A 22,708-nucleotide genomic window follows, 5' to 3' on the forward strand; every position below is an offset into this window, starting at 1 on the left:
CGTTCTCTTCGATCGGCACGAGATGTGCTGGCGGGCAAGACATTTCGGGCATTTTCAACTGCCGGAAATGGTGATGCAGAACGTCTATAATCGCTAGTGTTTCACGGCTGTACCCAGGTAACGACAGATCGAATCTGCTGAGGATGGGAAGGCTCATGAAGTTCAGGAATTTGGTTGCGACCACGCTGCTGACCATTGCCGCCACCGGCGTGACCGCGGCGACCGCATTTGGGCAAGCCGAGATCGATGGTGCGGCGGTGAGCGAGAACCACAGCGGTGTCGCCTACACCGCGTCCGTCGCGCCGGACCGGTCGAGCGCCGCGGTCACGCTCGCTTCCGGTACGTTCGCCCGCACGCCGGACGGCATCGCGGTGCTGGGGCCCGACGGCGCGGTGGTGACGACGGTGCCGACAACCCTGCAGTCCATGTTCGGCCAGCAGGTCGGGGTGGCTCCCCACATCGATGCGGCCGGGACGACGCTGACCTTGACGCCGGTCGGCACCGCGATTCCGGAGCCGGGTGCGCCGCGGTTCATCGGTGACGCGGCGGCCACCTTGGGCGGTGTGGCGATCGGCTGTGCCGTCGGGGCGCTGATCGGCCTCGTCTTCTTCGTTGTCGGGGTGTTCCCCGGCTGCGTGGTCGGCGGACTCATCGGTGCCGCCGCGGGCGCGAGCCGGTAGGTGCGGGACTGATCCGCCAGTCGGCGGCATCGGCCGCGCTCGGCGCTCGCGCCGGGCGCGGCCGCGTGCTATTGCCGTCCCGCCGCCCGCCGGAAACGCGCTGCGGTGGCGACCAGATGCTCGGCCAGGGCCGGGGAGTCCAGGACCTCGAATTCGACGTCGGCCAGACCGAGATACAGCGTCAGCATCCGGGGCGAATCCGAACCCACATGTGCGACACAGTGATCCGGACCATCCGGTTCGACCTCCACCGCCGCGGGCATGCGGGCCCGGATCACCTCCGCCGGGGCGGCCATCCGTACCCGGGCGCGATAGGCCCAGGTGGCCGTGCCCACTCCGCGCCGGACTCGCTCGGCGATCTCCTCTTCGGACAGGGCACGGGGAGTGAATCGTGGCCCGTTCGGGATCTTCGGGGTGATCCGGTCGACACGGAAAGTACGCCAGTCGCCGCGCTCCACATCCCAGGCGACGAGGTACCAGCGGCGCCCCCAGTGCACCATCCGGTGCGGTTCGACATCCCGGCTGGACGGTGTGCCGGAATGGCTTTCATAGTCGAAGCGCAATCGCTCGCTCGCTCTGATCGCCCCCGCGACCGCGGTGAGCACCGCCGCGTCCACGGTCGACTCCTCGTCGCCGGGCACGTGCACGGTGGCGGCCGTCAGCATCTCGACCCGATGCCGTAATCGAGACGGCAACACCTGCTGCAGTTTCGCCAGCGCGCGCACCGCCATCTCCTCGATGCCGGTGATCGCCCCGTTGGCGGCGGTGACCAGCCCGACCGTCACCGCGACGGCCTCGTCATCGTCCAGCAGCAACGGCGGCAGCGCCGATCCGGACCCGAGCCGGTACCCGCCCGCGACACCCGGCGTCGCGTGGACGGGGTAGCCGAGCGTCCGCAGCCGCTCGATGTCGGTCCGAACAGTCCGCGTGGACACGCCCAACCTGTCGGCCAGCGCGGGTCCGGTCCAGTCGCGCCGGAGCTGCAGCAGCGACAACAGCCGCAACAGACGGGCGGAGGTTTCCAGCATCGCTAGATCATGACAGCTATCGCGGAAGTGTCGCTTCCGCGATGGACGAACTAGCCGGCCTGTGTCATACACGGCTCGACAGTGAAGTCGAGCCCGAAGTTGTTCAACGCCACCGGCAGCGGTGCGTCCGGGTTGGGCCGCGGCGTGGACCGCAGCCGGAAGTCGGCGGAGGTCAGCAAGTGCGCGAGTAGCGTGCTGGTGACGAACAGCACCAGATTGCGGCCGGGGCAGTCGGCCGGACCCGCGCTGAACGGCACGAGTTGTGGGTACTGCTCCGCGCGGCCGTCCAGCCAGATCTCCGGGACGAATTGGTCGGCGAACGGCAGCAGATCGGGATCCCGGTGGAACGCCGGGACCGCGATCATCAGGGCGGCGCCCGCCGCGATGGTGAAGCGCTCGTCGCCGTCGCGCCACTGGGTGTCGGCGGTGATGTCCCGCAGCAGCATGGGCGTGGTCGGCCACAGCCGCACCGATTCGAGCACGCAGGCGCGTAGGTAGCCGCGCAGGTCGGCACGCTCCGGGTCGACGGCGTCGGCGAGCGCGCTGGCGTGATGCTCGGGATGGGTGGTCAGCACGGCGAGCGCGCGGCTGAGCGCGATGCCCGCCGCGTCGAAGGCGAACAACCAGTGCGGTATCTGCCCGACCGGATCGGTGGCGCCGCCCGCGGGCACCGCGGCCAGCGCACCGGCGAGGCTGTCCGGCGGAGCGGACTCCACGTGGCGATATAACCGGTTGGTGAACTGATCGCGCTGCCTGCGATGCGCAGGCGCCAGGAACGACCAGTTGCCCGCCGAGCGGAGCCGGGACAACTCGTCGGTGAGGACGGTGTCGTCGCGTCCCCGCAGCCCGAGCACGATCCGCCGGACCAGCCGCCACCACTGCGTGGTGAACTGCCGCGCGTCCAGGTGGCCGCGGTGCAGGGCCGACACGATCATCTCGCGCGCCTCCTCCGCGATGGCCTCCGCGAACGGCCCGGCCAGACGGTGCAGCGGCTCGGCGGAGTCCAGCGCGGCCTCGTTCACGGCGCGGCGCTGGTCGCGGATCGGCCCGTCGGACAGCAGGACGCCGTGCGGCTGGAACTGGCGCAGCGAGGCCCGCTTCTCACGATTGGCGGGATGAAAAGGGGCCGGCGCGTCGGCCAGCACCCGCCCGACGTCCTGCGGGTCGAGAACGACGACGATCCGGCGGCCTGGCACCACGAGCTCGACCGGTCCCGCCCCGAACTCGCGCCGCAACTGCCGCACGCGCTCGATCGCCCGGGAATCGGCGCCGGTGCGTTCGAGCAAGCCGAGCACCGGCCGACGCCGCGCGATGACGCCCGAGGCGACCGAGGCGAATCCGAGATCCGCCAGTGCCGCTACCGCGGGCACTCCCACCAGTCGGTGTTCGCGGTTGTCTGCCATACGGCCTCCTCCCGGTGCGCTCAGATCGGCACGGTGCCGACGACCGGGCACATACCCGGCGACCGGAGGTCGAAACCGTGGCGGGCTCTGTACTGCACCGATGCGGTGCCGAGGCTCAGCTCGGTGACTGGGTCTCGTCCACCGCGAGCGCGTCCTCGACCGAGTCGAACACGGTGAGCAAGCGGTCCAGCGCGGTCACCTCGATCGGCCTGCGCGCCGCGTCACTGGGGACCACGCGCAAGCCGCGCGAGCCGGTGGCCTCCGAAGCCGCCAGCAGGACGCTCAGCCCCGCGGAGCCGAGGAACCCGACGTTCGACATGTCCACCACAACCGCGGCCGGTGTGTCGCGCAGCGCCTCGTCGAGCGCCGATTGCAAGCGTGGCGCGGACGCCATGTCTATCTCGCCGTGCACGGTCACGATCGCCGTGTCCTCCGACGACCGCACCTCGACCTCCAGCGCTCGGGGCGCGCTATCGGAACTCACAATCCACCTCCCGTGCCGGCGACGCGTCCTCGGCAGTGCGCCACGTCGACCTCCCGCTCCGGTTCGCGTCTCTTGCGCACAGGCGCGGCGCAGAGAGCGAGCATTCCGCGGTCAACTTACCCCATCCTGCCGCGCGGCAATCACGCTGTGCGCCTCATCCCGCATCGGAAGGGGGCGTGTCACCGTTCCAGAGGGGGACGGACGCCGGTTGTGAAGTGGACGCCCGAGTACTCGTCGCTGTGGCAAAGATGCGGCATGCCTGCGAATGCGTCACCGTGAACACGAACCGGGCACAGGAGGGGAGACCGAGGTTGCGAGCCGGTTCTCGACCCGGTGACAAGTCACACAACGGGCGGCAGCGATGGGTCGATCGCGTCCGGAACCGGGGGGGCGGTGAGTCCCTGCGCTCCGCGATTCGTACCGGTCGAACCGGGCGGCCTGCGGGAAACGCTTGGGACTGCAGCGAATACCGATCGCCACACCCGAGAACGGCTCTCGTGTCATGACCGCAGCTCGGCCACCATCTCAGGAGTGAGGGAGTATCCATACGCAGGATCGACGGCCGGACAACGCACGACCGCCGCCGGGATCCGGCTACTCCGAGAGTGCCGAATCACGGCGGCGGCAGTGGATTCCAGCCGGCGAGGCGCGGTTATCGCATCATCGTCCCTATTCGGGCCAAGTGCCGGTGAGTGATTCGTAGCCCGTCGCGCCGGCGCGATCGATCGCAGCCTTGACCAGCCCGAAGATGGCGCCTTGCAGGGCAGCGGCGAAGAGCACTTCGCGCCACGAGTAATCCCGCGCGGTGGATGTCGGTGCTTGCTGTTCGCCGCTGATCCGACTCCATACCCTGGTGAACACCGCGTTCGCCGCGAGGCCACCGAGCACGCTGATCACCATGCCGAGTGGCTTGTAGAGCGTCTTCATCGCCGCCTCCGTGCGATCTGCCACACCAGTGCCGCGATCACCGCGGCGCCGAGGGCGGCCGGGATCGGATGCGCGCGCAACGCTGCACCGGCCTGCTTGCCGCGTACGGCCACCGGCTCCGGTGTCGCCTCCACCGCACGGTGGGCGAGGCCCGCGGCGGCCGTCCGGGCCTTCTGAGCCTTCTCCGTGACGGCGAGCGCCGCCTCCGACGCCGCGTGCTGGGTCGCCTCGACGGCGTCGTGCGCCTTTTCCTTGCCGCGGGCGGGCACGTCGAGTTTGTGGCCGAGTTCCTCGACCGTCCTGCCGAGGTCTTCTCTGGCCTGATCGCGGTCGCGCCGCAGCGCCGCGACGTCGTCGGCGGGCCTGCCAGCCTGCGATCGGCTGTCGCTCATCCTCGCCTCCTGTCCTTGATCACTTCGATGTCCTCGCGCACGCCCTCGACCGCTTCCTGGGGTATCGGCGGGGTGGCGGTCTCCACGCTCTTCTTTCCGGACAATCCGAGGATCGCCGCGACCACGAGCAGCGCGCCCGCGACGATCAACGCCGAAGCCCACCCCGGCAGCAGTTCGGTGAGCCCGAGCACCGCCGCGGCGACCAACGCCGCCCCGCCGTAGAACGCCAGCAGCGCGGCGACCCCCGCCAGGCCCGCTCCACGCCCGAACTGTTTGCCCTTCTGCCGCATCTCCACGCGGGCGAGCTGGAGTTCGTCGCGGATGAGCCGGGACAGCTGTGCGGTGGCGTCCTCCACCAACTCGGCGACCGACCGTGAATTCGCTGGCGGGCGGGTCGGTGTCGTTCCGGTCATGAGACCTCCTTCGGCATGTCGCACCTCCTGCAGGGCGACTACCCGCGCGGCCGCATTCCAATCGGACGCCTCCGCGGGGATCGCGCGCCGCGGGCTCGGGACGTACGGAGGTGGGTCACCCGTGCGATCGGAGATCACGCCGCGTTCCGAAGCGATTGGGCCGCAGACGAAATCGCTTCAGGACGGATCGATGTAGTCGCCGATCTGCCCGATCGCTTCGACCGGATGCCGAGCCCGCACTCCTCTGCCGATCCCCTCGAACTGCCAGCCGCCGTCGGTGCGACGCACTCGACCGAGCACCAGGCCGGTGTGCGCGCCGCCGCCGGTGAGGTCGTAGCGGGCCAGCTGGGTGCCCGCGGCGGTGTCGATCACCCGGCAGTAGGCGTTCGCGATCCGCTCGAAACTCTGGCCGGTGTAGCAGGTGACGAGGAACAGCACTGTCGTGACTTCCGCGGCGAGCCGGGACAAGTCGACGCTGATGATCTCGTCGTCGCCCGACCCCTCACCGGTGATGCTGTCGCCGTGCAGCCGGACCGACCCGTCCGTGGAGTTGAGCTGTTCGTGGTACACGACGTCGACCAGCCGGCCCGCGGCGAAGAGCAGAGCCGCGACGTTGAGATCGATCTCCTCGCGCCGGCCGAAGAAGCGCCGGTGCGCGGCGGGGTCCCAGCCGATCGCCACGGTGACGAGCTCGAGCGGGATTCCGCGCTCGTCGCGGAGCACGGTGAACATAGGGATTCTCCTCTGCGTCGGAGCCCGGGGCGGTATGCCTCCGCCATCGGGCGTCGAGTGCGCTCTGGTCGTCGGCCGACGCGCTGAGCGTGACCGCTGGGCGACGTTTGTGCCGAGACGATCGGGACGAGTCGGCGGACGAGCAGCGTACCTGTGCCGGTGTCGAAAATGGCGAGAATCCAATCCGCCAGGCGCAGCGCAGCGAAGTCCAAGGCATGCGGGTTGGCACAGGGCAGGTGCGCCGAGGCCGCGGCGCGGATCCACCCACGCGCGGTCGTTCGCCGGCGCGATCCGCGGTCCGTTCGAGTCCCGAGGTAGCGGCGAGCGCGCGATCGGCGGGTGGGGTGCGGGCGATCGGTGCAGGACATCCGGTCGGTCCGTCACAAGGCGACCGGCCATGACCGACACCGAGCCGTGCCGCGCGGAGCTGACCGACCTGGCGTACCCCTACGCGATGGACGCGGTGGCCGAGATAGAGCGCAGGCACATCGAAAACCGCCTCGCCGGAGCCGATTTCGGCACCGCGGCGGCATTCGCGGTCGCGGTGCGCGGGATCCGGGAGACGCTGGCGGCGCTGAGCGGCGCCGAGGCGGTGAACCCGCCCCCCACCCTCGAGTCGAAGATCCTCCGGGCGATCGACGACTCGGCTCCGGCCGCGCGGCGCGGTCGCCGTGACCTCCGCGAGGTCTTCCGTCGCCGCCGCGTGCTCCGCCTGGCGGTGGCCGCCGCGGTGGTCATCGGAGTGGGGACGGGCAGCGTGGTGGTGGCCGAGCGGATCGCCCGATCCCATGCCGCGTCGATCACGGCCGACCAGATCCTCGGGCGACCGGACGCGCGGTCCCGGGAGATCCCCCTGCCGAGCGGCGGCAGGCTGACCATCAGCACTTCCGATCAGCTCGGAGCCGTCGCGATCACCTTCGACGCGGTACCCGAGCCGCCCCCCGGACGGGCCTACCAACTCTGGCTGGTGTCCGCCGCCAGTGCCGCGCGCTCGGTGGGAGTGCTGACCACGGTGCCGCCGCTGGGTGTGGCGACCGGATTCGATCCGGCGGAGGCTCTCGCCGTCACGATCGAACCGGCGACGGGATCGGCCGAGCCGACCTCCCCGCGATTAGGCACCGTCGCGCTCAGCTGACCGTTGCGTCGGAGCGCTGCGCTAGTCGCACCCTTCGAGGGTCGCGCCCGCCACCTCTTCGACGACATCATCGACCTCGCCGCGCGCCCGCAGCGCCCGCACCTGCCGTTGTGCGCCGTTCCCGCGGGCGAGCAGGCGAGCGAAGGCCTCGTCGACGAACTGGCGGTCACCAGCGTCCTCCAGCGCGGGCGAGATGTGCTCGATCAGCCGCAGCAGCAAGGTGCGAACGGGCGCCACGTTGCTGTCGTGGGGGTCGACACCCTCACCGGCAAGTCCGGAACGCGCCGCTTTCCAGTACGCGGCTCGCAGCACTTCGGCGGGCACCGGCGGCGCGACGTGGCCGGCGGCCAGAGATCTCCGCGCCGTCGCGACGATGGCGCGCACCATTGCCGCCAAGAGCGCGGTTTCCTCGACCATTGCCGGGATGTCGCTCACCCGCACCTCCACGGTGGGGAACGAGACCGACGGACGGACGTCCCAATAGACCATCTGCTTGTCCAGGATGCTGCCGCTGTTGAGCATCATCGCCACCATCGCCTCGTAGTGCCGTGCGGACTCGAAGTACGGCGGGGGTCCGGCGCTGGGCCAGCGTCGCCACAAGATGCTGCGCCAGCTGGCGAACCCGGTCTCGGTGCCTCGGTAGATCGCCGAATTGGCGGTCATGGCGAGCAGTTGCGGCAGCCACGGCCGCAGGTAGTTGCTGACTTGGATCGCGGTTTCGGTGTCCGGGATGCCGACGTGCACGTGGCATCCCGACAGCCCCTGTTCGTGGGCGAGCATGCCGAAGTTCTCGGCGATGCGCTGGTAGCGCGGGGTATCGGTGACCGGGAAATCGTGCGGGACGGTCGGTGGGATACCGACCGCGAGCAGGCGAGCGTCGTTGCGATCGGCGCAGGCGGCGATCCCGCGGCGCAATTCGCGAAGCTGCCGGTGCAGTGCGCCGATGTCGGTGTGCACGGCGGTGCTGGCCTCCACCTGGCAGCGGGTCAGCTCGAGCTGCAGGTCGATGCCGATCTCCTCGGCCGTGCGCGCCACTTCGACATTGCGCGCCAGCGGTGCGCCGGTACGGGGGTCGACGAGCAGGAACTCTTCTTCCACACCGACGGTCAGGCGCCCATCGTCCATGCGGGTGCGATACCCAAGTCCGCGCGGCCTAGTCAGGTGATCGCGCGGGGATCGCCGACTGGTTGCTGCCCGGCTCACGGCCGTTTGAACAGCCGAAAGGCGGCAACGCGCACCACAAGGGGGCCGGAAGAGAAGGAGTTGTCGGATGTTCCGGATCGCGCTACGTCTCGCCGTGACCGGGAGTTCCGCCGTGGCGGTGGCCGCCGCCTGCGCCGGGCAGGCCGCTGCTGGACCGACGTTGTCGGCGGACACCCAGGAAGAGGGCACTATCGCGGTGAGTAGCCAGCCGCCTGCCGAGGATTGGAACTGCGTGCTGGTCGGCTCGGGCGAGCAGGCGGGTATGCGGGTGGACATGGCCCGCACCGGTGAGAGCCGGGGCGGCTTCGCGCCGGGCAGCACCGTCACCGCCGGCTGTGCCGGGCCGCAGTGGCCGCTGGTGGCCGTGACCACCGGCGTCACGTCGCTCGACGACGACTGACGCCGACAGCCGCACCGCACGCGCCTCCCACGGGCGGTGCTGCGAAAACGCCGCGTGGCGCGCCGGGCTGGATACGCTCGCCGACATGCTGCCGCGACCTGGTACCCGCTCTCGCCGACAGTGAAGTGCTGGAAACCGTGGTCGGATTGCGCCCCGGCCGCCGCGAAGTCCGCGTGGAACTCGACCACGCCGTACTGCCCGGCACGCCCGTAGTCCACAACTACGGTCACGGTGGCTCCGGGATCACCATCGGTCACGGATGCGCGCTGGAAAGCGCCGCTCTGGTCGCCGCGCTGTGAGCGGCGCGCTCTCCCGTCCGATCAGTTGGCGTAGCTGCGCGCCACGACCGAGTTCAACGCTTCCAGGAAATCGCTGAGCACGCCCGGCTCGACCCGGTCTCGCGGTGTGCGGCGCTCGGAAGAATCGGTCGCGGGGACCGCGAGGCGCGCGTCCACGCTGTCGCGCAGGACGGCGTGCACCGCTTCGATCGGAACGCCCGCCTGGGCGCACCGGCTCGCCGCGTGCTCGAACCGGCCCAGTGCGAGGCTGCCCGCGGCCTCGGCCGCGTCCACCAGGACGAGGGCCAATTCCAGACCCATTCTGATCAGCGCGTCGGGACCGCCGCGGTGGGTGCCACGATCGAATCTCGCGGACACCTCTGCAATGTCCCGATCTTCTTCGTGCGGGCCGATGTTCATGGCCCTCCCTCCGCCCGACGACCCTGCCGCCACCGACGTTACGACGGGGATCGAAAGTTTTCGACCGCGCGAATACGACTTGTGAGGCTTCACAGGGGCGGGCCGTCCGATTCGGGTGGTGTCCCCAACCGGGGGCTCGGCCCTCGGAACGTCGATCCGGTCAAGTTACCGTTGAGTACTTTCCGCGATCGGGGAGGGAAGGAGTCACATGTCCATCACCGATTCGGCAGGTCCGGATCTGACCCTGTCGGGCCGCCCGGCCAGTTCTTCACTGCGAGACGTGCGGAATCTGTCGCGCAAAATGGTCGGCCACTTCATCGAGACCGTCGCGCACTGCCGGACGCTACCCGGGGAGGCGCTCAACGGAGACATCACCAACATCACCCGTCTGTGTCTGGAACTGGCCGTCAGCATGCTCGACGGCAGCGACATCCCCGAGAAGACCCTCCTGCTGCGCAACGCCGCGGCGGGCTGGGCGCGTGAGGGCATCCCGATCGACACCATCCACCACGCCGTGCACGAGGGATTCAAGCTCGGCTTCGACCTGATCGTCGCGAACGCGACCGCCGCCGACTTCGACAGTCTCAAGGACATCAGCCGCCGCCTGCTGGAGATCCTGGACACCATCACCTCGACCGTCTCGCGCGCGTATGTGACCGAGTTGCGTGCTGTGGTCGGCGAGCATCACACGGCCGCCCACACACTCGCCTCGGCCCTGCTCGGCGGACATCCCACGTTCACCATGGCCCGCGAATGCGGCATCCAGATCGCCGACTCGTATTCGGTTCTCGCGCTCGCGATTCCGCCTCATCCGGAGGAGGGCAACCCGCAACTCGACGCGGCGGTGGTGGCGCGGCGAAAGCTGCGCCGAGTGCAATCCGAACTCGCGACCCGTTGCGGTGACACGGTGCTGTCGCTGCTGAGCGTCGACGGCGGCACCGTCCTGCTGCCGTCCGCGCAACCCGAGGACAAGGCGCTCGACGAACTGGTGGAGAGCCTCGGCCGCGCGGCTCAGGTACCGATCGCCGCCACGGTGATCGCCGCGACGCCGGTCGAGGTGCCGACCGCCGCCGACCGCGCCCACGAGTTGCTCGACATGGTGCAGCGGCTGCGCTGGACACGCGGGCTGTTCCGCTTCGACGACCTGGCGCTGGAATACCAGCTCACCCGACCGGGGCCCGGGCTGGAAACGCTTCGGACCCTGCTCGATCCGCTCGACGAGCACCCCGAACTGCTCGAAACGCTCAGACGTCATATCAGTACCAACTTGAACCGCCAGCGCACCGCGCGCTCGCTGCACATCCACACCAACACGGTGGACTACCGGCTCAAGCGCATCGGTCAGCTCACTGGATTCGACCCCGCACAGGCATCCGGCGTGTGGTACCTACGCGCCGCGCTGGTCGCACGCAGCTACCGGGACTCCGAGGGCGAACCGCCGGTCGGCGCGTGGTCCGGGACCGCCACGATCTCTTCGTAGGCCCGACGCCGCCCCTCGCCTGCGCCGAGCAGCGCGCGGACTGCCTCGGGGGTCCATCGCCGGTCGGCGCCGGGACGAGTGGCGAGATAGCCCGCGGTCGCCCGGATGGACCAGCCGTGCGCGACGCGCAGACCCGCCGCCAGGTACCGCAGGTAGGCGGCGGCGGGTGGATTGCCTCGCACGTCGCGATAGCGCCAGGGCGCGGTGAAGGTGAGCACGGGGTGCCCCGCGTGGGTGCCGGCGCAAACCAACGTTTCGTACCGGCCGGAGCCGAGACTGGTTGTGCCCCTGTCGATCACCTCGGTCAACTTCACCTCCGCACCCGGTGCCCGATACATCTCTTGGGCCACGATGTCGGAGAACTGCGCGGCGGTGAGCAGGTGGGCGTGCACGGCGACCTCGCCAGGACAGCCCGGGTCGTAGAAAGCGCGGCCGCCGGTCCAGGTCAGCGATTCGGTGGCGAAATACAGCACGCCCGGCAGCAGGAGGGGTATCGAGCGGACCGGGTCGGACGGGTCGCGGCAGCCGGGCAAGGTAAGGGCTCCGCCTTCCGGCCTGCCGCCACGAAGATAGGTACGCAGCCTGTTCGGGCACATATTCGAGCCGTACGCCGCGTACCAGACCAGGCCGGATGCGCGGCGATCGCCATCCGCCCCCGACCCGGCCCCCTCGGTATGCCACGCCGTCATGGCACCCATTCTCGGCGCTTCGCCACGCCCTGCCCACCTACGTGGACCGTTCGCGCCGGAATCGCGCTCGGAATCTCGGAGAATTGCGGAAGCGAATCTTCCGCAATAGCGCGGAGAGTGCTCTGTATGACGAACACGAAGCAGATCCGCCCCTTTCGCATCGACATTCCCCAAGCCGAGATCGACGAGTTGCGGGTGCGGCTCGCGCGGACGCGCTTTCCGCACGTCGTCCCGGGTACCGAGGGGGATTGGGGGCGCGGGATAGCGCCGCGATACCTGCGGGAACTGGCTGAATACTGGCGTGAGGAGTTCGACTGGCGGGCGCAGGAAGCGCGGCTGAACGCCTACGACCAGTTCACCACCGAGATCGACGGGCAGATCGTCCACTTCTTCCATGTCCGTTCGCCCGAACCGGACGCGATTCCCTTGCTGATCACGCACGGCTATCCGGGCTCGGTGGTGGAGTTCGTGGACCTGATCGGTCCGCTGACCGATCCGCGGTCGCACGGCGGCGATCCGGCGGACGCGTTCCATGTGGTGATCCCGTCGCTGCCCGGGTTCGGGTTCTCCACGCCGCTGGCCTCGACGGGATGGGAGCTGGCGCGCACCACCGAGGCGTTCGCGGAGTTGATGAGCAGGCTCGGCTACGAGAAATTCGTGGCGCAGGGTGGCGACATCGGCGCGGGCATCACCGGGCGACTGGCCGCTACCCATCCGGAGCGGGTGATCGCGACGCATGTGAACAGCGACCGGGGCATGCTCGGCCTGGTGGGCGAGCAGCTGCCGATGCCGGACGGGCTCACCGACGACGAACGCGCCGAGATCGCGGCCGCACGCGAGGAATGGGATCAGCACAAGGGTTACCTGATGCTGCAGAGCACCCAGCCGAACGCCCTCGCGGCCGCGCTGACCGATTCGCCGGTCGCGCAACTCGGCTGGATCGCGGAGAAGTTCCAAATGTGGACCGACCCGGCGCGTCCGGAAGGCGAAGCGGTGGATCGCGACCTGCTGCTGACCAATATCAGCATCTACTGGTTCACCCGCAGCGGCGCGTCGGCGGCGCAATTTCTTTGGGAGTCCGCCCATTCCGGCCGGAACTGGGTCGCGCCGTCCGGGGTGCCGCAGGGATGGGCCGTGTTCAACACGCATCCGCTGATGCGTCGCGTGATGAACCCGGAAGGTCACATCGAGCATTTCACCGAATTCGCCGAGGGAGGGCACTTCGCCGCGGCGGAGCAACCCGCACTGTTCGTGGCGGACGTACGCGCGTTCTTCCGCGATCATCGCGGCTAGGAAGTGTCCTCAAAGCCATATGAGCAGGGTGGCCAGGTCGAGCATGCCGCGGTAAGAGGTTGCGGTTTTGTCGTATCGGGTGGCGATGGCCCGATATTGCTTGAGCCGGTTGAAGCAACGCTCGACCACGTTGCGGCGCCGGTAAGCGACCGGGTCGAAACTCGGCGGGCGACCACCAGCCGGGCCGCGACGACGGCGGTGGGCCTGCTGATCGGCACGTTCGGGAATCGTCGCAGCGATCCCGCGTCTGCGCAGATGCTCCCGGATCGCTCGTGAAGAGTAGCCCTTGTCGGCCAGCACCCGACGTGGCCGTGTCCACGGCCGGCCCCGCCCGGGGCGTGGCATACGGATACCGGCCAGCACTCGAGTGAACACGGTGCAGTCGTTGACGTTGCCGCCGGTCAGCACGACCGACAACGGCCGCCCCAGCCCGTCACAGGCCAGGTGGATCTTCGTCGTCGGTCCACCACGGGAACGGCCGATCGCGTGGTCAGCGGGCTCGTCGCCTGCCTCGGGGTAGAACCCGGTCTCCGCCGGTATGGACCACCCGACCGCGGCGGGCACCGGCGGCGTGCTGATGCGCGCGCACGATCGTCGAGTCCACCGACACCTCCCGATCCAGCTCGGCGACCGCTTCGGCGACCACCCGAACCCGCGCCACCAGCAGCGCCAAGGTCCCGTTGCGCGACCACCGCCAGAACCGGTTGTAGACGGTCTTCCACGGCCCGTACCGCTGCGGCAGGTCCCGCCAGGCGATCCCGGTCTTGGCCTTGTACAACATGCCGTTGACCACCCGCCGGTCATCCACCCTGGGGCGGCCCCTGGCCCCCGACACCGGCAGCAACCCCGCCACGACCTGCCACTGCTCATCAGTCAACTCATGCCTGCGCACCACAACGCGACATCAAAACAGAACACCACCGGCCACAAAGCAGATCCGCCGCAGCAACTTTGAGGACACCCCCTAGCGGCCGAGCGCCGGGCGGCCGCACGAGCGCGCCGCCCCGAACCGCTTCCCTAGGCCGACTCGGCCAGACCCGCGGAGCGCCAGATGCCGGCGAGGTCGTCGAGGGGGACCGAGAGCGCCTGACCCAACGCCACCACGGTGCCGAACGCGGGAGAAGGCAACCGACCGGTCTCGATCTTGCGTAGCGTTTCCGGTGATATCCCGGCCGCGCGTGCGACTTCGCCGAGTTCGCGGTCGGCGCGTGCGGCACGCAGGGCGGCACCGAGGCGGCGGCCTGCTTCGATCTGCGCGGCAGTCAAGGGGAGGCGGACCATGCGCTCAGGCTACGGACGGTATTTATATACCGCAAGCGACTCGGTTGGTATTAAAATACCGACGGAGCTATGATGGTATTAAAATACCGATGTTCTGGAGGATCGATGGTCGAGTTGAAGAGTCCCGCGGAGATCGCGCGGATGCGAGTGGCGGGGCGCTTCGTCGCGGACGTGCTCACCGAATTGCGTGAGCGCGCCCGGGTGGGAGTGAACCTGCTCGACCTGGAAGCCCACGTTCGCGAGCGCATCCGCGAGCGTGGCGCGCAGTCCTGCTACTGGGACTACGCGCCCTCGTTCGGGCGTGGGCCCTTCCGGAACACGGTCTGCCTGTCGGTGAACGACGCCGTGCTGCACGGGCTTCCGTTCGACTACGCGCTGCGAGACGGCGACGTGCTGAGCATGGACCTCGCGGTCGGGATCGATGGCTGGGTCGCGGATTCGGCGGCCACGGTCGTCGTCGGCGGGGGCGCGGAGGAGGACCTGCGGCTGGTGCGAGCAACCGAGGAGGCGCTGGCCGCCGCGATCGCGGTCGCGATGCCGGGCAATCGCATCGGCGACATCTCCGCCGCCATCGCCGCGGTGGCCCGCGAGCACGGCTATCCGGTGAACACCGAGTTCGGCGGTCACGGCCTCGGGCGCACCATGCACGAGGATCCCCACGTGCCCAACGACGGCCGCCCCGGGCGTGGCTACCGGTTGCGGCCCGGGCTGACCATCGCGATCGAGCCTTGGTTCGCACGAACGACCGATCGGATCGTCACCGACCCCGACGGCTGGACCATCCGGTCGGCGGACGGGTCACGCACCGCCCACTCCGAACACACCGTCGCGATCACGCCGGACGGGCCGGAGGTGTTGACCGCGGCCTGACCGCCGCGACTACGCGCCGGACAGCCACGCGGCCAGGTCCTCCGAAGCGCGCAGCTCGTCGGCGACGGCGGCGCGTTCTTCCGGGGACAACTCCATCGCGCGCAGCTCGGCGCGGAACTGCTCGGTGCGGCTGGGGTCTTCGATCGCGACCGACACTTCGGCCAGTGCCGCCAGCGCCCTGGCCACGTCCAGCCGCGGCGCCTCGGCTCGGAACCGGCCGAGGCCGACCTCGAGTACGCGGAACGCGGCCTTGTCGTCGTTCTTGAAATCGCGCAGGATGCGGGCGTTGTCCAGCACCTTCGCCAGTCCCTCCAGCGCTTTCGATCCGCCGTACTCGACTTTCATGGGTTCGTCGCGCTGGATGAAGATCACTTGATTGCCTGCCGGGTCGACCACGGTGAACCGGCTCTGCCCGGGCCGGAAGCGGGTGATCCGCGGAAGGCCCTTCGCGGGTACCTTGCCGTATCGCGCGCGCAGCACCTTGGTGAAGAGCTGATGCCTGGTCGCGACGTCGTCGACCATGACCAGGCAGCCGGCGCGTTCGGCGGGCACGTCGCCGCTGTCGGGAACGGACACGAAGTGCAGAGCGCAACCGCGATCCTCCACGGCGCCGTAGACGTAGGGCCGGGTCTGTTCGTGAGTCACGGTGTAGCCGAGTGTCTTGTAGAAATCCAGCGTGCCGACCAGATCGCTGGTCCAGAGCTGCGGTACCGCCGTGTCGGTCATGGAACCTCTCGATCACCTACAGTAGTCAACTTTGAGTAGTCGAGCTTAGGGTCGATCTGGGGCGGAAGTCAAACTTGAGTACCATACGACCGGGAGTGGAAAAGGAGGTCTCCGTGTCGGTGGTGCGCTTACTGGTGCTGGGGGTGATGCGCCTCCGTCAGCCCGTGCATGGCTACGCCGTGCGTCGAGAACTGTTGTCCTGGCGCGCCGAAACCTGGACGAACGTCAAGCCCGGTTCGATCTATCACGCGCTGAAGCAGCTCACGCGTGAGGGGAAGCTGAGCACGTTCGGCACCGAGAACAGCGACCAAGGCCCGGGGCGCACGCTGTTCGAGCTCACCGAGGCGGGCGAAGCCGAGTTCCGCCGGCTCATGGACGAGGCGCTGGTGAGCATCGACATGGAGGAGTTGGGCGCGGGCATCGCCTTCATGGACGCGTTGCCCAGGGCGCACGTCATCGCGAAGTTGCGTGAACAGCGCCGCCGCAGCGAGGAGGTACGCGCCGGCCTGGTGGCGATGATCCCGGAATTCCCGGGGCGATACGACGCGCCGCACGCGACCGATCTGCTGGAGTTGTGGAGCGGCGTGTTCGGCACCCTGTCGAAGTGGACCGACGGCGTGGTGGCGCGCCTGGAGGCGGGGGAGTACCGGATGCCGGAGTAGGACATCGGCGAGTCGCCTGGCCGGGGGATACGCTGCCCGCATGACGAATTCGCTGGACGCCGTCGCCAAGGCCGATTACGTGCTGCTGACCACCTTCCGAAAGGACGGAACCCCCGTCGGCACCGCGGTGTGGGCGGTGTCCGAGAACGGCAAACTGTACGTCTGGACCGTGACCGACAGCTGGAAGGTCAAGCGCCTGCGCCGCAATCCGGCGGTCACCGTGCAACCGTGCAGCGCGACCGGTAAGCCGCACGGAGATGTGGTCGAAGGGACCGGGCGGATCCTCGACGCCGAAGGCACCGAACGGGTGCGCAAGCTGCTGCGGCGCAAATACTGGCTCACCGGTCCGCTGATCATCCTCGGCAGCAATCTGCGGCGCGGCAAGGCCGGGACCATCGGCATCGAGATCAGCCCGGCCGCCTGATTTCTCCGGGTCAGGTGGCCTGGCTGACCGACGACATGTGGAAGTCGGGAACGCGCATGGGCGGCATGGCCGTGCGAGTGAACCAGTCCTTCCACTCGCGCGGCAGCGTGTGTTCGGTCGCGCCCGCCTCGCTCACGCGCCGGAGCAGATCCAGTGGGCTCTCGTTGAACCGGAAGTTGTTCACCGCGGCGGTGACCTCGCCGTTCTCCACCAGATACACCCCGTCCCGGGTGAGACCGGTGAGCAGCAGCGTCGCCGGATCGACCTCGCGGATGTACCAGAGGGTGGTCAGCAGCAGGCCCCGCTCGGTGCGGGCGATCATATCCTCGAGCGTGGCGTCCGAACCTCCGGTGAGCAGCAGGTTCTCTCCGGGCACCGTGGCAGGCGCATCGAACTCGGCGGCGGTGGCGCGCGGATAGATCAGCGCGGAGATCACGCCGTCGCGCAGCCAGTCGACCCGCTCGGCGGGCAGGCCGTTGTCGAAGACCGACATCGATTCCGACGACGCGGTCGCCGCCACGAACGGACGGTATTCCAGACCGGGTGCGTACGGATCCGAGTAGAGCGTGAGCGGAACAGTGCTGAGACGCTCGCCGACCCGGGTCCCGCCCGCCCGCGCGAACGCCGTGTGCCCTTCCTGCGCGCCGCGCCCTTCCATCGACCACGCCAGATAGATCATCAGGTCGGCGACGGTCGAGGGCGGCAGCAAGGTCTCATACCGGCCCGCGGGCAGCTCGATCTTGCGTTTGGCCCAGTCCAGGCGCCGGGACAGGTCGGCGAGCAGGCCGGAGACGTCGACATCGGTGAAGTCCGCGGTGCCCACACCGACCCACGCGCTGGCCAGATCCGCGCCGTCGCCGCGTTTGCCGTTGATCTCCACCGAACCGGTGGGCTGCACGAAACGGCGGCGGATGCCGGTCGAGGTGCCCAGCCATGTGGTATGCATCTGGTGGTGGGCGAAGCCGTAGAGGCGGTCGGCGCTGTCGAACCCGGCGGCCAAACCGTCGGCCAGACCGGTGAACACCTCGATGCCGGTGCTTCCCGCGGGAGCGGCCCAGTCGTCGTCGACGGCGTCCGGTTCGAGCAGCGGCATCGCGTCCCGGGCGGGCTCGGCGCCGCGCGCGGCCTCCTCGGCGGCGCGCACTACCGCCTCGATGTCGCCGGGGTCCACGCTGGTCGAGGCGATCGTGCCGACGCGGGCGCGGGTGGGCCCGTCGCGGAACACCGCGATCACCGCCCAGTTGCGCGAGACCGACGACCCGTTGGTGGTCATCGAGTTCCCGGCCCAGCGCAGCGATGCCTCGTGCTCGTCGCGGACGATCACCATCGTCTCGTCGGCGCGCGAGAGCGCCAGCGCCCGCTCCACGGTCGCGCTCGCGGGGAACAGATCGTCGGTCACCGGCCTGCCTCCGTCCGGGTGTTGAGCACGTTGACGCCGCGTACCAGGATCGACGGGCAGCCGTGGCTGACCGCGGCGACTTGGCCGGGCTGGGCTTTTCCGCAGTTGAACGCGCCGCCGAGCTGCCAGGTCGAGCGTCCGCCGACCGCCTCCATCGCTCCCCAGAAATCGGTGGTGGTGGCCTGGTAGGCGACGTCGCGCAACTGGCCGTCCAGCTTGCCGTCGCGGATGCGGAAGAACCGCTGGCCGGTGAACTGGAAGTTGTAGCGCTGCATGTCGATCGACCACGATTTGTCGCCGACGATGTAGATGCCGTCGTCCACCCGCGAGATCAGCTCCTCGGTGCTGGTGTCCCGATCCGGGTCGGGTTGCAGTGAGACGTTGGCCATCCGCTGGATCGGCACGTGATGCGCCGAGTCCGCGTACGAGCAGCCGTTGGAACGGTCCAGGCCCAAGCGCGGCGCGAACACCCGATCCAGTTGGTAGCCGACCAGGAGGCCGTCGCGGACCAGATCCCACCGCTGCCCGGCGACGCCCTCGTCGTCGTAGCCGACACTGGCCAGCCCGTGGGCTTCGGTGCGGTCGCCGGTCACCTGCATGATCGGGGTGCCGTAGCGCAGCGTGCCGAGCTTGTCCGGCGTGGCGAAAGAGGTGCCCGCGTAGGCGGATTCGTAACCGATGGCCCGGTCGTATTCGGTGGCGTGACCGATGGATTCGTGGATGGTCAGCCACAGGTTGGTCGGGTCGATGACGAGGTCGGTCGGTCCGGCCTGCACGCTGGGCGCTTTCACCTTCTCGGCCAGCCACTCCGGGATCCGCGCGAGTTCACCGTCCCAGTCCCACACTCCGTCGGCGCCGGTGACGTACTCCCACCCGCGGCCCACCGGAGCGGCCAGCGTGCGCATCGTCTCGAACACACCCGCCGAGGCGTCCACCGTGATCGCCTCGAGGCTCGGGTGCAGCCGCACCCGCTGCTGGGTGATCGAGGAACCCGCGGTGTCGGCGTAGAAGGTCTGCTCCTTGACCTGCAACACGCTCGCGGTGACGTGATCCACCCCGTCGGCGTGCGACAGGCGCTCCGAATAGTCCTGCAGCAGTGCCACCTTCTCGCCGGTCGGCACGGCGAACGGGTCGAGCTCGTAGGCCGAGACCCAGCGCGCGCCGGCGTAGCGCGGCTCTTCGGCCAGCTCGACGCGTTCGCGGTTGAGCGCCCGCAACGTGGTCGCGACGGTGACGGCGGTGCGCGCCACCTCGGCGGCGGTGGCCGGGGTCAGCGCGGCGTGCGAAGCGAAACCCCAGGTACCGTCCACGATCACGCGCACGGCGAAGCCGAGTTCGATGCTGTCGGTGACGGCCTCGACCCGGCCGTCGCGCAACCGGATCGACTGGGTGACCAGGCGGTGCACCCGCAGGTCGGCGTGCTCCGCGCCGGACGCCGTGGCCGCGGCCAAGGCGGCATCGGCGAGCGCGGCCAGTGGCAGGTCGAGGAACTCGGCGTCCACGTCTCTGGAAGTCGCGATGCTCACCCGCACCAACCTAGTCGGTGCCGCCGACAGCATGAGATGGGGTGATCACGCTGTGTGAAAGCGCATCGGCTGCCCGCTCGCGCCGAATGCTCGGTAGCGCAGCGTGAACGGCGCGCGCGACATTCGGGCTTGCGGCGTGTTGCTCACCGGATGCCTTACTGTGCCCGCGTGCCGCCATCCCCGCTCCGTGACCGCAAACGCGAACGTACCCGCCGAGCCATCCTCGAAGCCGCAGCCGAGCTGTTCGAGACCAGAGGCTACGAGGAGACGACGGTGGCCGACATCGCCGCGGCGGCGGACGTCGGCACGCGCACGTTCTTCAACTATTTCGCCAGCAAGGAAGAGCTGCTGTTCCCGGAATCCGACGAGCGCGTGCGCGCCGCGGTGGCGGCCATCGCGAGCAGGCGCCCGGGGGAACGTCCGGTGGAGGTCCTGCTGCGCGCGTTGCGCGCCGCCGGTGACAATCCCGGTGAGCACCTCGTCGACGACCTCAATGCCCGGATCGGCGCGCTGCGGGCCCAGGTGTCACGGACCGTGCCCGCGGTCAGCGGCCGCGCCGCCCACGCCCAGCTGGTCACCCAGCGGGAGATCGCCAGGCAGTTGCACAAGGCGTTCCCCGCCGAACTCGACGAAGTCGGTGCGGCCGCGTTGGTCGGCGCCGTCGTCGGCGCGGTGTCGGGTGCGTTGACGGTGTTGTTCCAGCAACCGGTGACCGGGGTGGAGGACGGTGAGCGCCTGCACCGCAAGATTCACGAGACGACCTCGCGGGTGCTGCAACCCTGGCTCGCCACCCACCACGCCGGGCCGGTCGGCTGATCAGCCGAACTGCTGCCAGCCCAACCGGATCACCATCCCGATCACCACCACCAACAGCACGATGCGCACGAACTCGGCGCCCTTCCGTAGCGCCATGCGCGCGCCGACCACCGCTCCGAGCACGTTCGCGACGGCCATCGCCGCGCCGAGCGCCCAGAGGATGTGCCCGGTCGCCCCGAAGAACAGCAGTGCGCCGAGGTTCGAGCCGCAGTTGATCACCTTGGCCATGGCGGCGGCCCGAACGAACTCGGTGCCGAGCAGGGTCGCGAAGGTGATGATCAGGAATGTTCCGGTGCCTGGCCCGAGCAGGCCGTCGTAGAAGCCGATCAATCCCGCCGCCAGCGCCACCGTGAGGACGACCTTCCGCCGGGTGGGCGGGTGGGTGGCCAGCGTGACCCCGATCGAGGGGCGCAGCGTGACGAATACGGCGACGCCGACCAGCACCACCATCACGATCGGAACGAACAGCTCGCGGTCGATCAGCGAGACCGCGGCCGCGCCCAGCGCCGCCGTCAGCGCGGCGATCGTCGCGGCGGGCAGCAGCACCCGCCAGCGCATCGGCACCTTGCGGGCGAAGGTCAGCACCGAGGCGCTCGTCCCGGCGACCGCGGCGAGTTTGTTCGTCCCCAGCGCGGTCTGCGGCGCGATCCCGGGAGCCACCACGAACAGCGTCGGCAGGACGATCAGCCCGCCGCCGCCCACCACTGCGTCCACCCACCCCGCGGCCGTCGCCGCCGTCAACAAAACCGCCCAGTCTCCGATCTCCACCCCGTCAGACAACCAGACCCCGGTCGGGAGGCGTACGCCGCGGCGGGGAGCCCTCCGCCGGTGCGGCGTGTCCGGCTTCCGGGCGCACCTAGGCTGACCACGTGCGCCGTTTCAGTCTGTGGCTCAGAGGCAAGCCCATCGTCGCCGATTCGGTGCTGGCGGCGGTTCTCCTGCTGCTCGAGATCGTCGGGGTGGGAAACGCGCACAACAAACTCGCCTACCTGGCGATCGGGGTGCTGCTTCCGCTGCCGGTCACCCTGCGGCGGGTGTATCCCCGGGCCATGGCGGCGGTCACGTTGGCCCTGTCGCTGACGACGTCGCTGGTGGGGTTCCTGACCGAAGACGACGCCGAGCACATAGCGCTGCTGTCCCACGGCATCATGCTCTACACGCTGGTCGCCTACGTCGGCAGGCGGGAGGGACTCTGGTACGGGGCCGGCCTGGCGGCGGATCTGGCGCTCGCGATCGTGGCGATCGGGAAACCCTCCGGGCCCGACATCGTCTTCACCGCCATGTTCTACGCGCTGTCCTGGACGCTCGCGGAATTCATCGGCGCGCGGCACGCCTACGACGCCGAGGTGGCGGCGCGGCTCGCGGTCGCCGACTACGACAAGGAGCGGCGCGCGCACGACGCCGTCGCGGCCGAACGCACCCGCATCGCGCGCGAACTGCACGATGTGGTGGCCCACGCGGTGAGCGTCATCATCGTGCAGGCCGACGGCGCGAAGTACGCGCTGCGCCGCGACCCCGACGCGGCCGAACAGGCGCTCGCCACCATCGCGAGCACCGGCCGCGAAGCGCTGCGCGAGCTGCGCAGAACCGTCGCCCTGCTGCGCACCGAGCACGCCCCCGACCAGCTGCCCCAGCACGGCACCGCGGGCATCGCCAAGGTCGTGGAGATGATGCGCGGCACCGGCTTGGCCGTGGAACTCGAGCTGACCGGCGAACTCGACGACATCGCGCCCGAGGTCAGCCTCGGCGTGCATCGCATCGTGCAGGAATCGCTGACCAACACCCTGCGGCATGCCGGTCCGCACCCCAAGGCGTGGGTGCGGGTGCGTCGCACGGAGGCCGACGTGCTGATCGATGTCACGGATACCGGCGGTGTGCCGCTGCACGATTCGGGCACGCGCATCGAGGGCAGCGGCCTCGGCTTGGTCGGGATGCGCGAACGGGTCGCCGTGCTGGGCGGCAGCCTCGACGCAGGCCGCGACGCCGACGGGACCTGGCGGGTGCGCGCCAGCATCCCCTTGCGGCCCGGTCCGCCGGAGTGAGCCGG

General features: G+C 69.6%; 25 protein-coding genes and 2 pseudogenes. 11 read left to right on the plus strand and 16 right to left on the minus strand.

What is annotated here, in order from left to right:
• Window positions 1-155 precede the first annotated feature (155 nt).
• The gene (locus K8O92_21780; protein ID UAK30532.1) at window positions 156-680 is read left to right on the plus strand and encodes a hypothetical protein; all 525 of its coding nucleotides are present in this window, start codon (window positions 156-158) and stop codon (window positions 678-680) included.
• 68 nt (window positions 681-748) lie between these two features.
• Here the strand turns inward: K8O92_21780 and K8O92_21785 are convergent, their stop codons facing one another.
• The 7 genes from K8O92_21785 to K8O92_21815 all read right to left on the minus strand — a co-directional run bounded on the left by K8O92_21785 (window position 749) and on the right by K8O92_21815 (window position 6,059).
• Complete coding sequence (locus K8O92_21785) at window positions 749-1,708, minus strand: YafY family transcriptional regulator (GenBank protein ID UAK30533.1); 960 nt, start codon at window positions 1,706-1,708, stop codon at window positions 749-751.
• A 50-nt stretch (window positions 1,709-1,758) separates the two neighbouring features.
• A complete protein-coding gene (locus tag K8O92_21790) occupies window positions 1,759-3,111 on the minus strand; it encodes a cytochrome P450 (protein UAK30534.1) in 1,353 nt (450 codons plus the stop codon).
• A gap of 115 nt (window positions 3,112-3,226) precedes the next feature.
• On the minus strand, window positions 3,227-3,595 hold the full coding sequence (locus K8O92_21795; GenBank protein ID UAK30535.1) for an STAS domain-containing protein: 369 nt from the start codon (window positions 3,593-3,595) through the stop codon (window positions 3,227-3,229).
• Window positions 3,596-4,264: 669 nt separating this feature from the next.
• The gene (locus K8O92_21800; protein ID UAK30536.1) at window positions 4,265-4,522 is read right to left on the minus strand and encodes a DUF4235 domain-containing protein; all 258 of its coding nucleotides are present in this window, start codon (window positions 4,520-4,522) and stop codon (window positions 4,265-4,267) included.
• Entirely contained in the window at window positions 4,519-4,914 is a 396-nt protein-coding gene (locus tag K8O92_21805) for a DUF3618 domain-containing protein (protein UAK30537.1), read from the minus strand. The genes K8O92_21800 and K8O92_21805 overlap by 4 nt, the downstream gene beginning before the upstream one ends.
• The gene (locus K8O92_21810) at window positions 4,911-5,327 is read right to left on the minus strand and encodes a phage holin family protein (protein ID UAK30538.1); all 417 of its coding nucleotides are present in this window, start codon (window positions 5,325-5,327) and stop codon (window positions 4,911-4,913) included. Before K8O92_21810 ends, K8O92_21805 begins: the two co-directional genes overlap by 4 nt.
• A 177-nt stretch (window positions 5,328-5,504) precedes the next feature.
• Complete coding sequence (locus tag K8O92_21815; protein UAK30539.1) at window positions 5,505-6,059, minus strand: tellurium resistance TerZ family protein; 555 nt, start codon at window positions 6,057-6,059, stop codon at window positions 5,505-5,507.
• A gap of 397 nt (window positions 6,060-6,456) precedes the next feature.
• On the opposite strand from K8O92_21815, the gene K8O92_21820 reads away from it, so the two are divergent.
• Window positions 6,457-7,194: an anti-sigma factor gene (locus tag K8O92_21820; protein ID UAK30540.1), complete on the plus strand. Its 738-nt coding sequence runs from the start codon at window positions 6,457-6,459 to the stop codon at window positions 7,192-7,194.
• Between the two features lie 21 nt (window positions 7,195-7,215).
• Here K8O92_21820 and K8O92_21825 read toward each other — a convergent pair whose 3' ends face one another.
• Complete coding sequence (locus K8O92_21825; GenBank protein UAK30541.1) at window positions 7,216-8,319, minus strand: glutamate--cysteine ligase; 1,104 nt, start codon at window positions 8,317-8,319, stop codon at window positions 7,216-7,218.
• Window positions 8,320-8,464: 145 nt separating this feature from the next.
• On the opposite strand from K8O92_21825, the gene K8O92_21830 reads away from it, so the two are divergent.
• Complete coding sequence (locus K8O92_21830; GenBank protein UAK30542.1) at window positions 8,465-8,797, plus strand: hypothetical protein; 333 nt, start codon at window positions 8,465-8,467, stop codon at window positions 8,795-8,797.
• Between the two features lie 125 nt (window positions 8,798-8,922).
• A complete protein-coding gene (locus tag K8O92_21835) occupies window positions 8,923-9,096 on the plus strand; it encodes a hypothetical protein (GenBank protein UAK30543.1) in 174 nt (57 codons plus the stop codon).
• A 21-nt stretch (window positions 9,097-9,117) separates the two neighbouring features.
• On the opposite strand, the gene K8O92_21840 is transcribed toward K8O92_21835, so the two are convergent.
• Complete coding sequence (locus tag K8O92_21840) at window positions 9,118-9,453, minus strand: hypothetical protein (GenBank protein ID UAK30544.1); 336 nt, start codon at window positions 9,451-9,453, stop codon at window positions 9,118-9,120.
• A 250-nt stretch (window positions 9,454-9,703) separates the two neighbouring features.
• Between K8O92_21840 and K8O92_21845 the strand changes: the two genes are divergently transcribed.
• Window positions 9,704-10,975 carry a helix-turn-helix domain-containing protein gene (locus tag K8O92_21845; protein ID UAK30545.1) on the plus strand — a complete coding sequence of 424 codons (1,272 nt, stop codon included), beginning with the start codon at window positions 9,704-9,706 and terminating at the stop codon, window positions 10,973-10,975.
• A gap of 110 nt (window positions 10,976-11,085) precedes the next feature.
• On the opposite strand, the pseudogene K8O92_21850 reads toward K8O92_21845, so the two are convergent.
• Window positions 11,086-11,571, minus strand: a pseudogene (locus K8O92_21850) (histone deacetylase).
• A gap of 219 nt (window positions 11,572-11,790) precedes the next feature.
• On the opposite strand from K8O92_21850, the gene K8O92_21855 reads away from it, so the two are divergent.
• The gene (locus tag K8O92_21855; GenBank protein ID UAK30546.1) at window positions 11,791-12,957 is read left to right on the plus strand and encodes an epoxide hydrolase 1; all 1,167 of its coding nucleotides are present in this window, start codon (window positions 11,791-11,793) and stop codon (window positions 12,955-12,957) included.
• 9 nt (window positions 12,958-12,966) lie between these two features.
• Here K8O92_21855 and K8O92_21860 read toward each other — a convergent pair.
• Window positions 12,967-13,849, minus strand: a pseudogene (locus K8O92_21860) (IS5 family transposase).
• A gap of 125 nt (window positions 13,850-13,974) precedes the next feature.
• The gene (locus tag K8O92_21865; protein ID UAK30547.1) at window positions 13,975-14,238 is read right to left on the minus strand and encodes a helix-turn-helix transcriptional regulator; all 264 of its coding nucleotides are present in this window, start codon (window positions 14,236-14,238) and stop codon (window positions 13,975-13,977) included.
• Window positions 14,239-14,343: 105 nt separating this feature from the next.
• On the opposite strand from K8O92_21865, the gene map reads away from it, so the two are divergent.
• Entirely contained in the window at window positions 14,344-15,108 is a 765-nt protein-coding gene (map, locus tag K8O92_21870; GenBank protein ID UAK30548.1) for a type I methionyl aminopeptidase, read from the plus strand.
• A gap of 9 nt (window positions 15,109-15,117) precedes the next feature.
• Here the strand turns inward: map and K8O92_21875 are convergent, their stop codons facing one another.
• Window positions 15,118-15,834 carry a glyoxalase gene (locus K8O92_21875; GenBank protein UAK30549.1) on the minus strand — a complete coding sequence of 239 codons (717 nt, stop codon included), beginning with the start codon at window positions 15,832-15,834 and terminating at the stop codon, window positions 15,118-15,120.
• Between the two features lie 113 nt (window positions 15,835-15,947).
• Between K8O92_21875 and K8O92_21880 the strand changes: the two genes are divergently transcribed.
• Both K8O92_21880 and K8O92_21885 read left to right on the plus strand, forming a co-directional pair.
• Window positions 15,948-16,496, plus strand: a complete 549-nt coding sequence (locus tag K8O92_21880; protein ID UAK30550.1) for a PadR family transcriptional regulator — start codon at window positions 15,948-15,950, stop codon at window positions 16,494-16,496.
• A 40-nt stretch (window positions 16,497-16,536) separates the two neighbouring features.
• Entirely contained in the window at window positions 16,537-16,920 is a 384-nt protein-coding gene (locus tag K8O92_21885; protein UAK30551.1) for a PPOX class F420-dependent oxidoreductase, read from the plus strand.
• Between the two features lie 10 nt (window positions 16,921-16,930).
• On the opposite strand, the gene K8O92_21890 is transcribed toward K8O92_21885, so the two are convergent.
• Both K8O92_21890 and K8O92_21895 read right to left on the minus strand, forming a co-directional pair.
• Window positions 16,931-18,247: a TldD/PmbA family protein gene (locus K8O92_21890; GenBank protein ID UAK35868.1), complete on the minus strand. Its 1,317-nt coding sequence runs from the start codon at window positions 18,245-18,247 to the stop codon at window positions 16,931-16,933.
• Between the two features lie 68 nt (window positions 18,248-18,315).
• Window positions 18,316-19,878 carry a TldD/PmbA family protein gene (locus K8O92_21895; protein UAK30552.1) on the minus strand — a complete coding sequence of 521 codons (1,563 nt, stop codon included), beginning with the start codon at window positions 19,876-19,878 and terminating at the stop codon, window positions 18,316-18,318.
• A 186-nt stretch (window positions 19,879-20,064) separates the two neighbouring features.
• Between K8O92_21895 and K8O92_21900 the strand changes: the two genes are divergently transcribed.
• Window positions 20,065-20,661: a TetR/AcrR family transcriptional regulator gene (locus tag K8O92_21900; protein ID UAK35869.1), complete on the plus strand. Its 597-nt coding sequence runs from the start codon at window positions 20,065-20,067 to the stop codon at window positions 20,659-20,661.
• Here K8O92_21900 and K8O92_21905 read toward each other — a convergent pair whose 3' ends face one another.
• Entirely contained in the window at window positions 20,662-21,429 is a 768-nt protein-coding gene (locus K8O92_21905) for a TSUP family transporter (protein ID UAK30553.1), read from the minus strand. It abuts the gene before it with no gap.
• Window positions 21,430-21,530: 101 nt separating this feature from the next.
• On the opposite strand from K8O92_21905, the gene K8O92_21910 reads away from it, so the two are divergent.
• Window positions 21,531-22,703, plus strand: a complete 1,173-nt coding sequence (locus tag K8O92_21910) for a sensor histidine kinase (protein UAK30554.1) — start codon at window positions 21,531-21,533, stop codon at window positions 22,701-22,703.
• The last annotated feature ends 5 nt before the right edge of the window (window positions 22,704-22,708 follow it).

Origin of the sequence: Nocardia asteroides (assembly GCA_019930625.1) — a bacterium.
In the GTDB taxonomy this organism is placed as follows: Bacteria; Actinomycetota; Actinomycetes; order Mycobacteriales; family Mycobacteriaceae; genus Nocardia; species Nocardia sputi.

Bases quoted from the DNA above. Each gene is read 5' to 3' on its own strand.
- K8O92_21780 (UAK30532.1), top strand. From the start codon at position 156: ATGAAGTTCAGGAATTTGGTTGCGACCACGCTGCTGACCATTGCCGCC.
- K8O92_21785 (UAK30533.1), bottom strand. From the start codon at position 1,708: ATGCTGGAAACCTCCGCCCGTCTGTTGCGGCTGTTGTCGCTGCTGCAG.
- K8O92_21790 (UAK30534.1), bottom strand. From the start codon at position 3,111: ATGGCAGACAACCGCGAACACCGACTGGTGGGAGTGCCCGCGGTAGCG.
- K8O92_21800 (UAK30536.1), bottom strand. From the start codon at position 4,522: ATGAAGACGCTCTACAAGCCACTCGGCATGGTGATCAGCGTGCTCGGT.
- K8O92_21805 (UAK30537.1), bottom strand. From the start codon at position 4,914: ATGAGCGACAGCCGATCGCAGGCTGGCAGGCCCGCCGACGACGTCGCG.
- K8O92_21810 (UAK30538.1), bottom strand. From the start codon at position 5,327: ATGACCGGAACGACACCGACCCGCCCGCCAGCGAATTCACGGTCGGTC.
- K8O92_21815 (UAK30539.1), bottom strand. From the start codon at position 6,059: ATGTTCACCGTGCTCCGCGACGAGCGCGGAATCCCGCTCGAGCTCGTC.
- K8O92_21820 (UAK30540.1), top strand. From the start codon at position 6,457: ATGACCGACACCGAGCCGTGCCGCGCGGAGCTGACCGACCTGGCGTAC.
- K8O92_21825 (UAK30541.1), bottom strand. From the start codon at position 8,319: ATGGACGATGGGCGCCTGACCGTCGGTGTGGAAGAAGAGTTCCTGCTC.
- K8O92_21830 (UAK30542.1), top strand. From the start codon at position 8,465: ATGTTCCGGATCGCGCTACGTCTCGCCGTGACCGGGAGTTCCGCCGTG.
- K8O92_21845 (UAK30545.1), top strand. From the start codon at position 9,704: ATGTCCATCACCGATTCGGCAGGTCCGGATCTGACCCTGTCGGGCCGC.
- K8O92_21855 (UAK30546.1), top strand. From the start codon at position 11,791: ATGACGAACACGAAGCAGATCCGCCCCTTTCGCATCGACATTCCCCAA.
- K8O92_21865 (UAK30547.1), bottom strand. From the start codon at position 14,238: ATGGTCCGCCTCCCCTTGACTGCCGCGCAGATCGAAGCAGGCCGCCGC.
- map (UAK30548.1), top strand. From the start codon at position 14,344: ATGGTCGAGTTGAAGAGTCCCGCGGAGATCGCGCGGATGCGAGTGGCG.
- K8O92_21875 (UAK30549.1), bottom strand. From the start codon at position 15,834: ATGACCGACACGGCGGTACCGCAGCTCTGGACCAGCGATCTGGTCGGC.
- K8O92_21885 (UAK30551.1), top strand. From the start codon at position 16,537: ATGACGAATTCGCTGGACGCCGTCGCCAAGGCCGATTACGTGCTGCTG.
- K8O92_21890 (UAK35868.1), bottom strand. From the start codon at position 18,247: ATGGTGATCGTCCGCGACGAGCACGAGGCATCGCTGCGCTGGGCCGGG.
- K8O92_21895 (UAK30552.1), bottom strand. From the start codon at position 19,878: ATGCTGTCGGCGGCACCGACTAGGTTGGTGCGGGTGAGCATCGCGACT.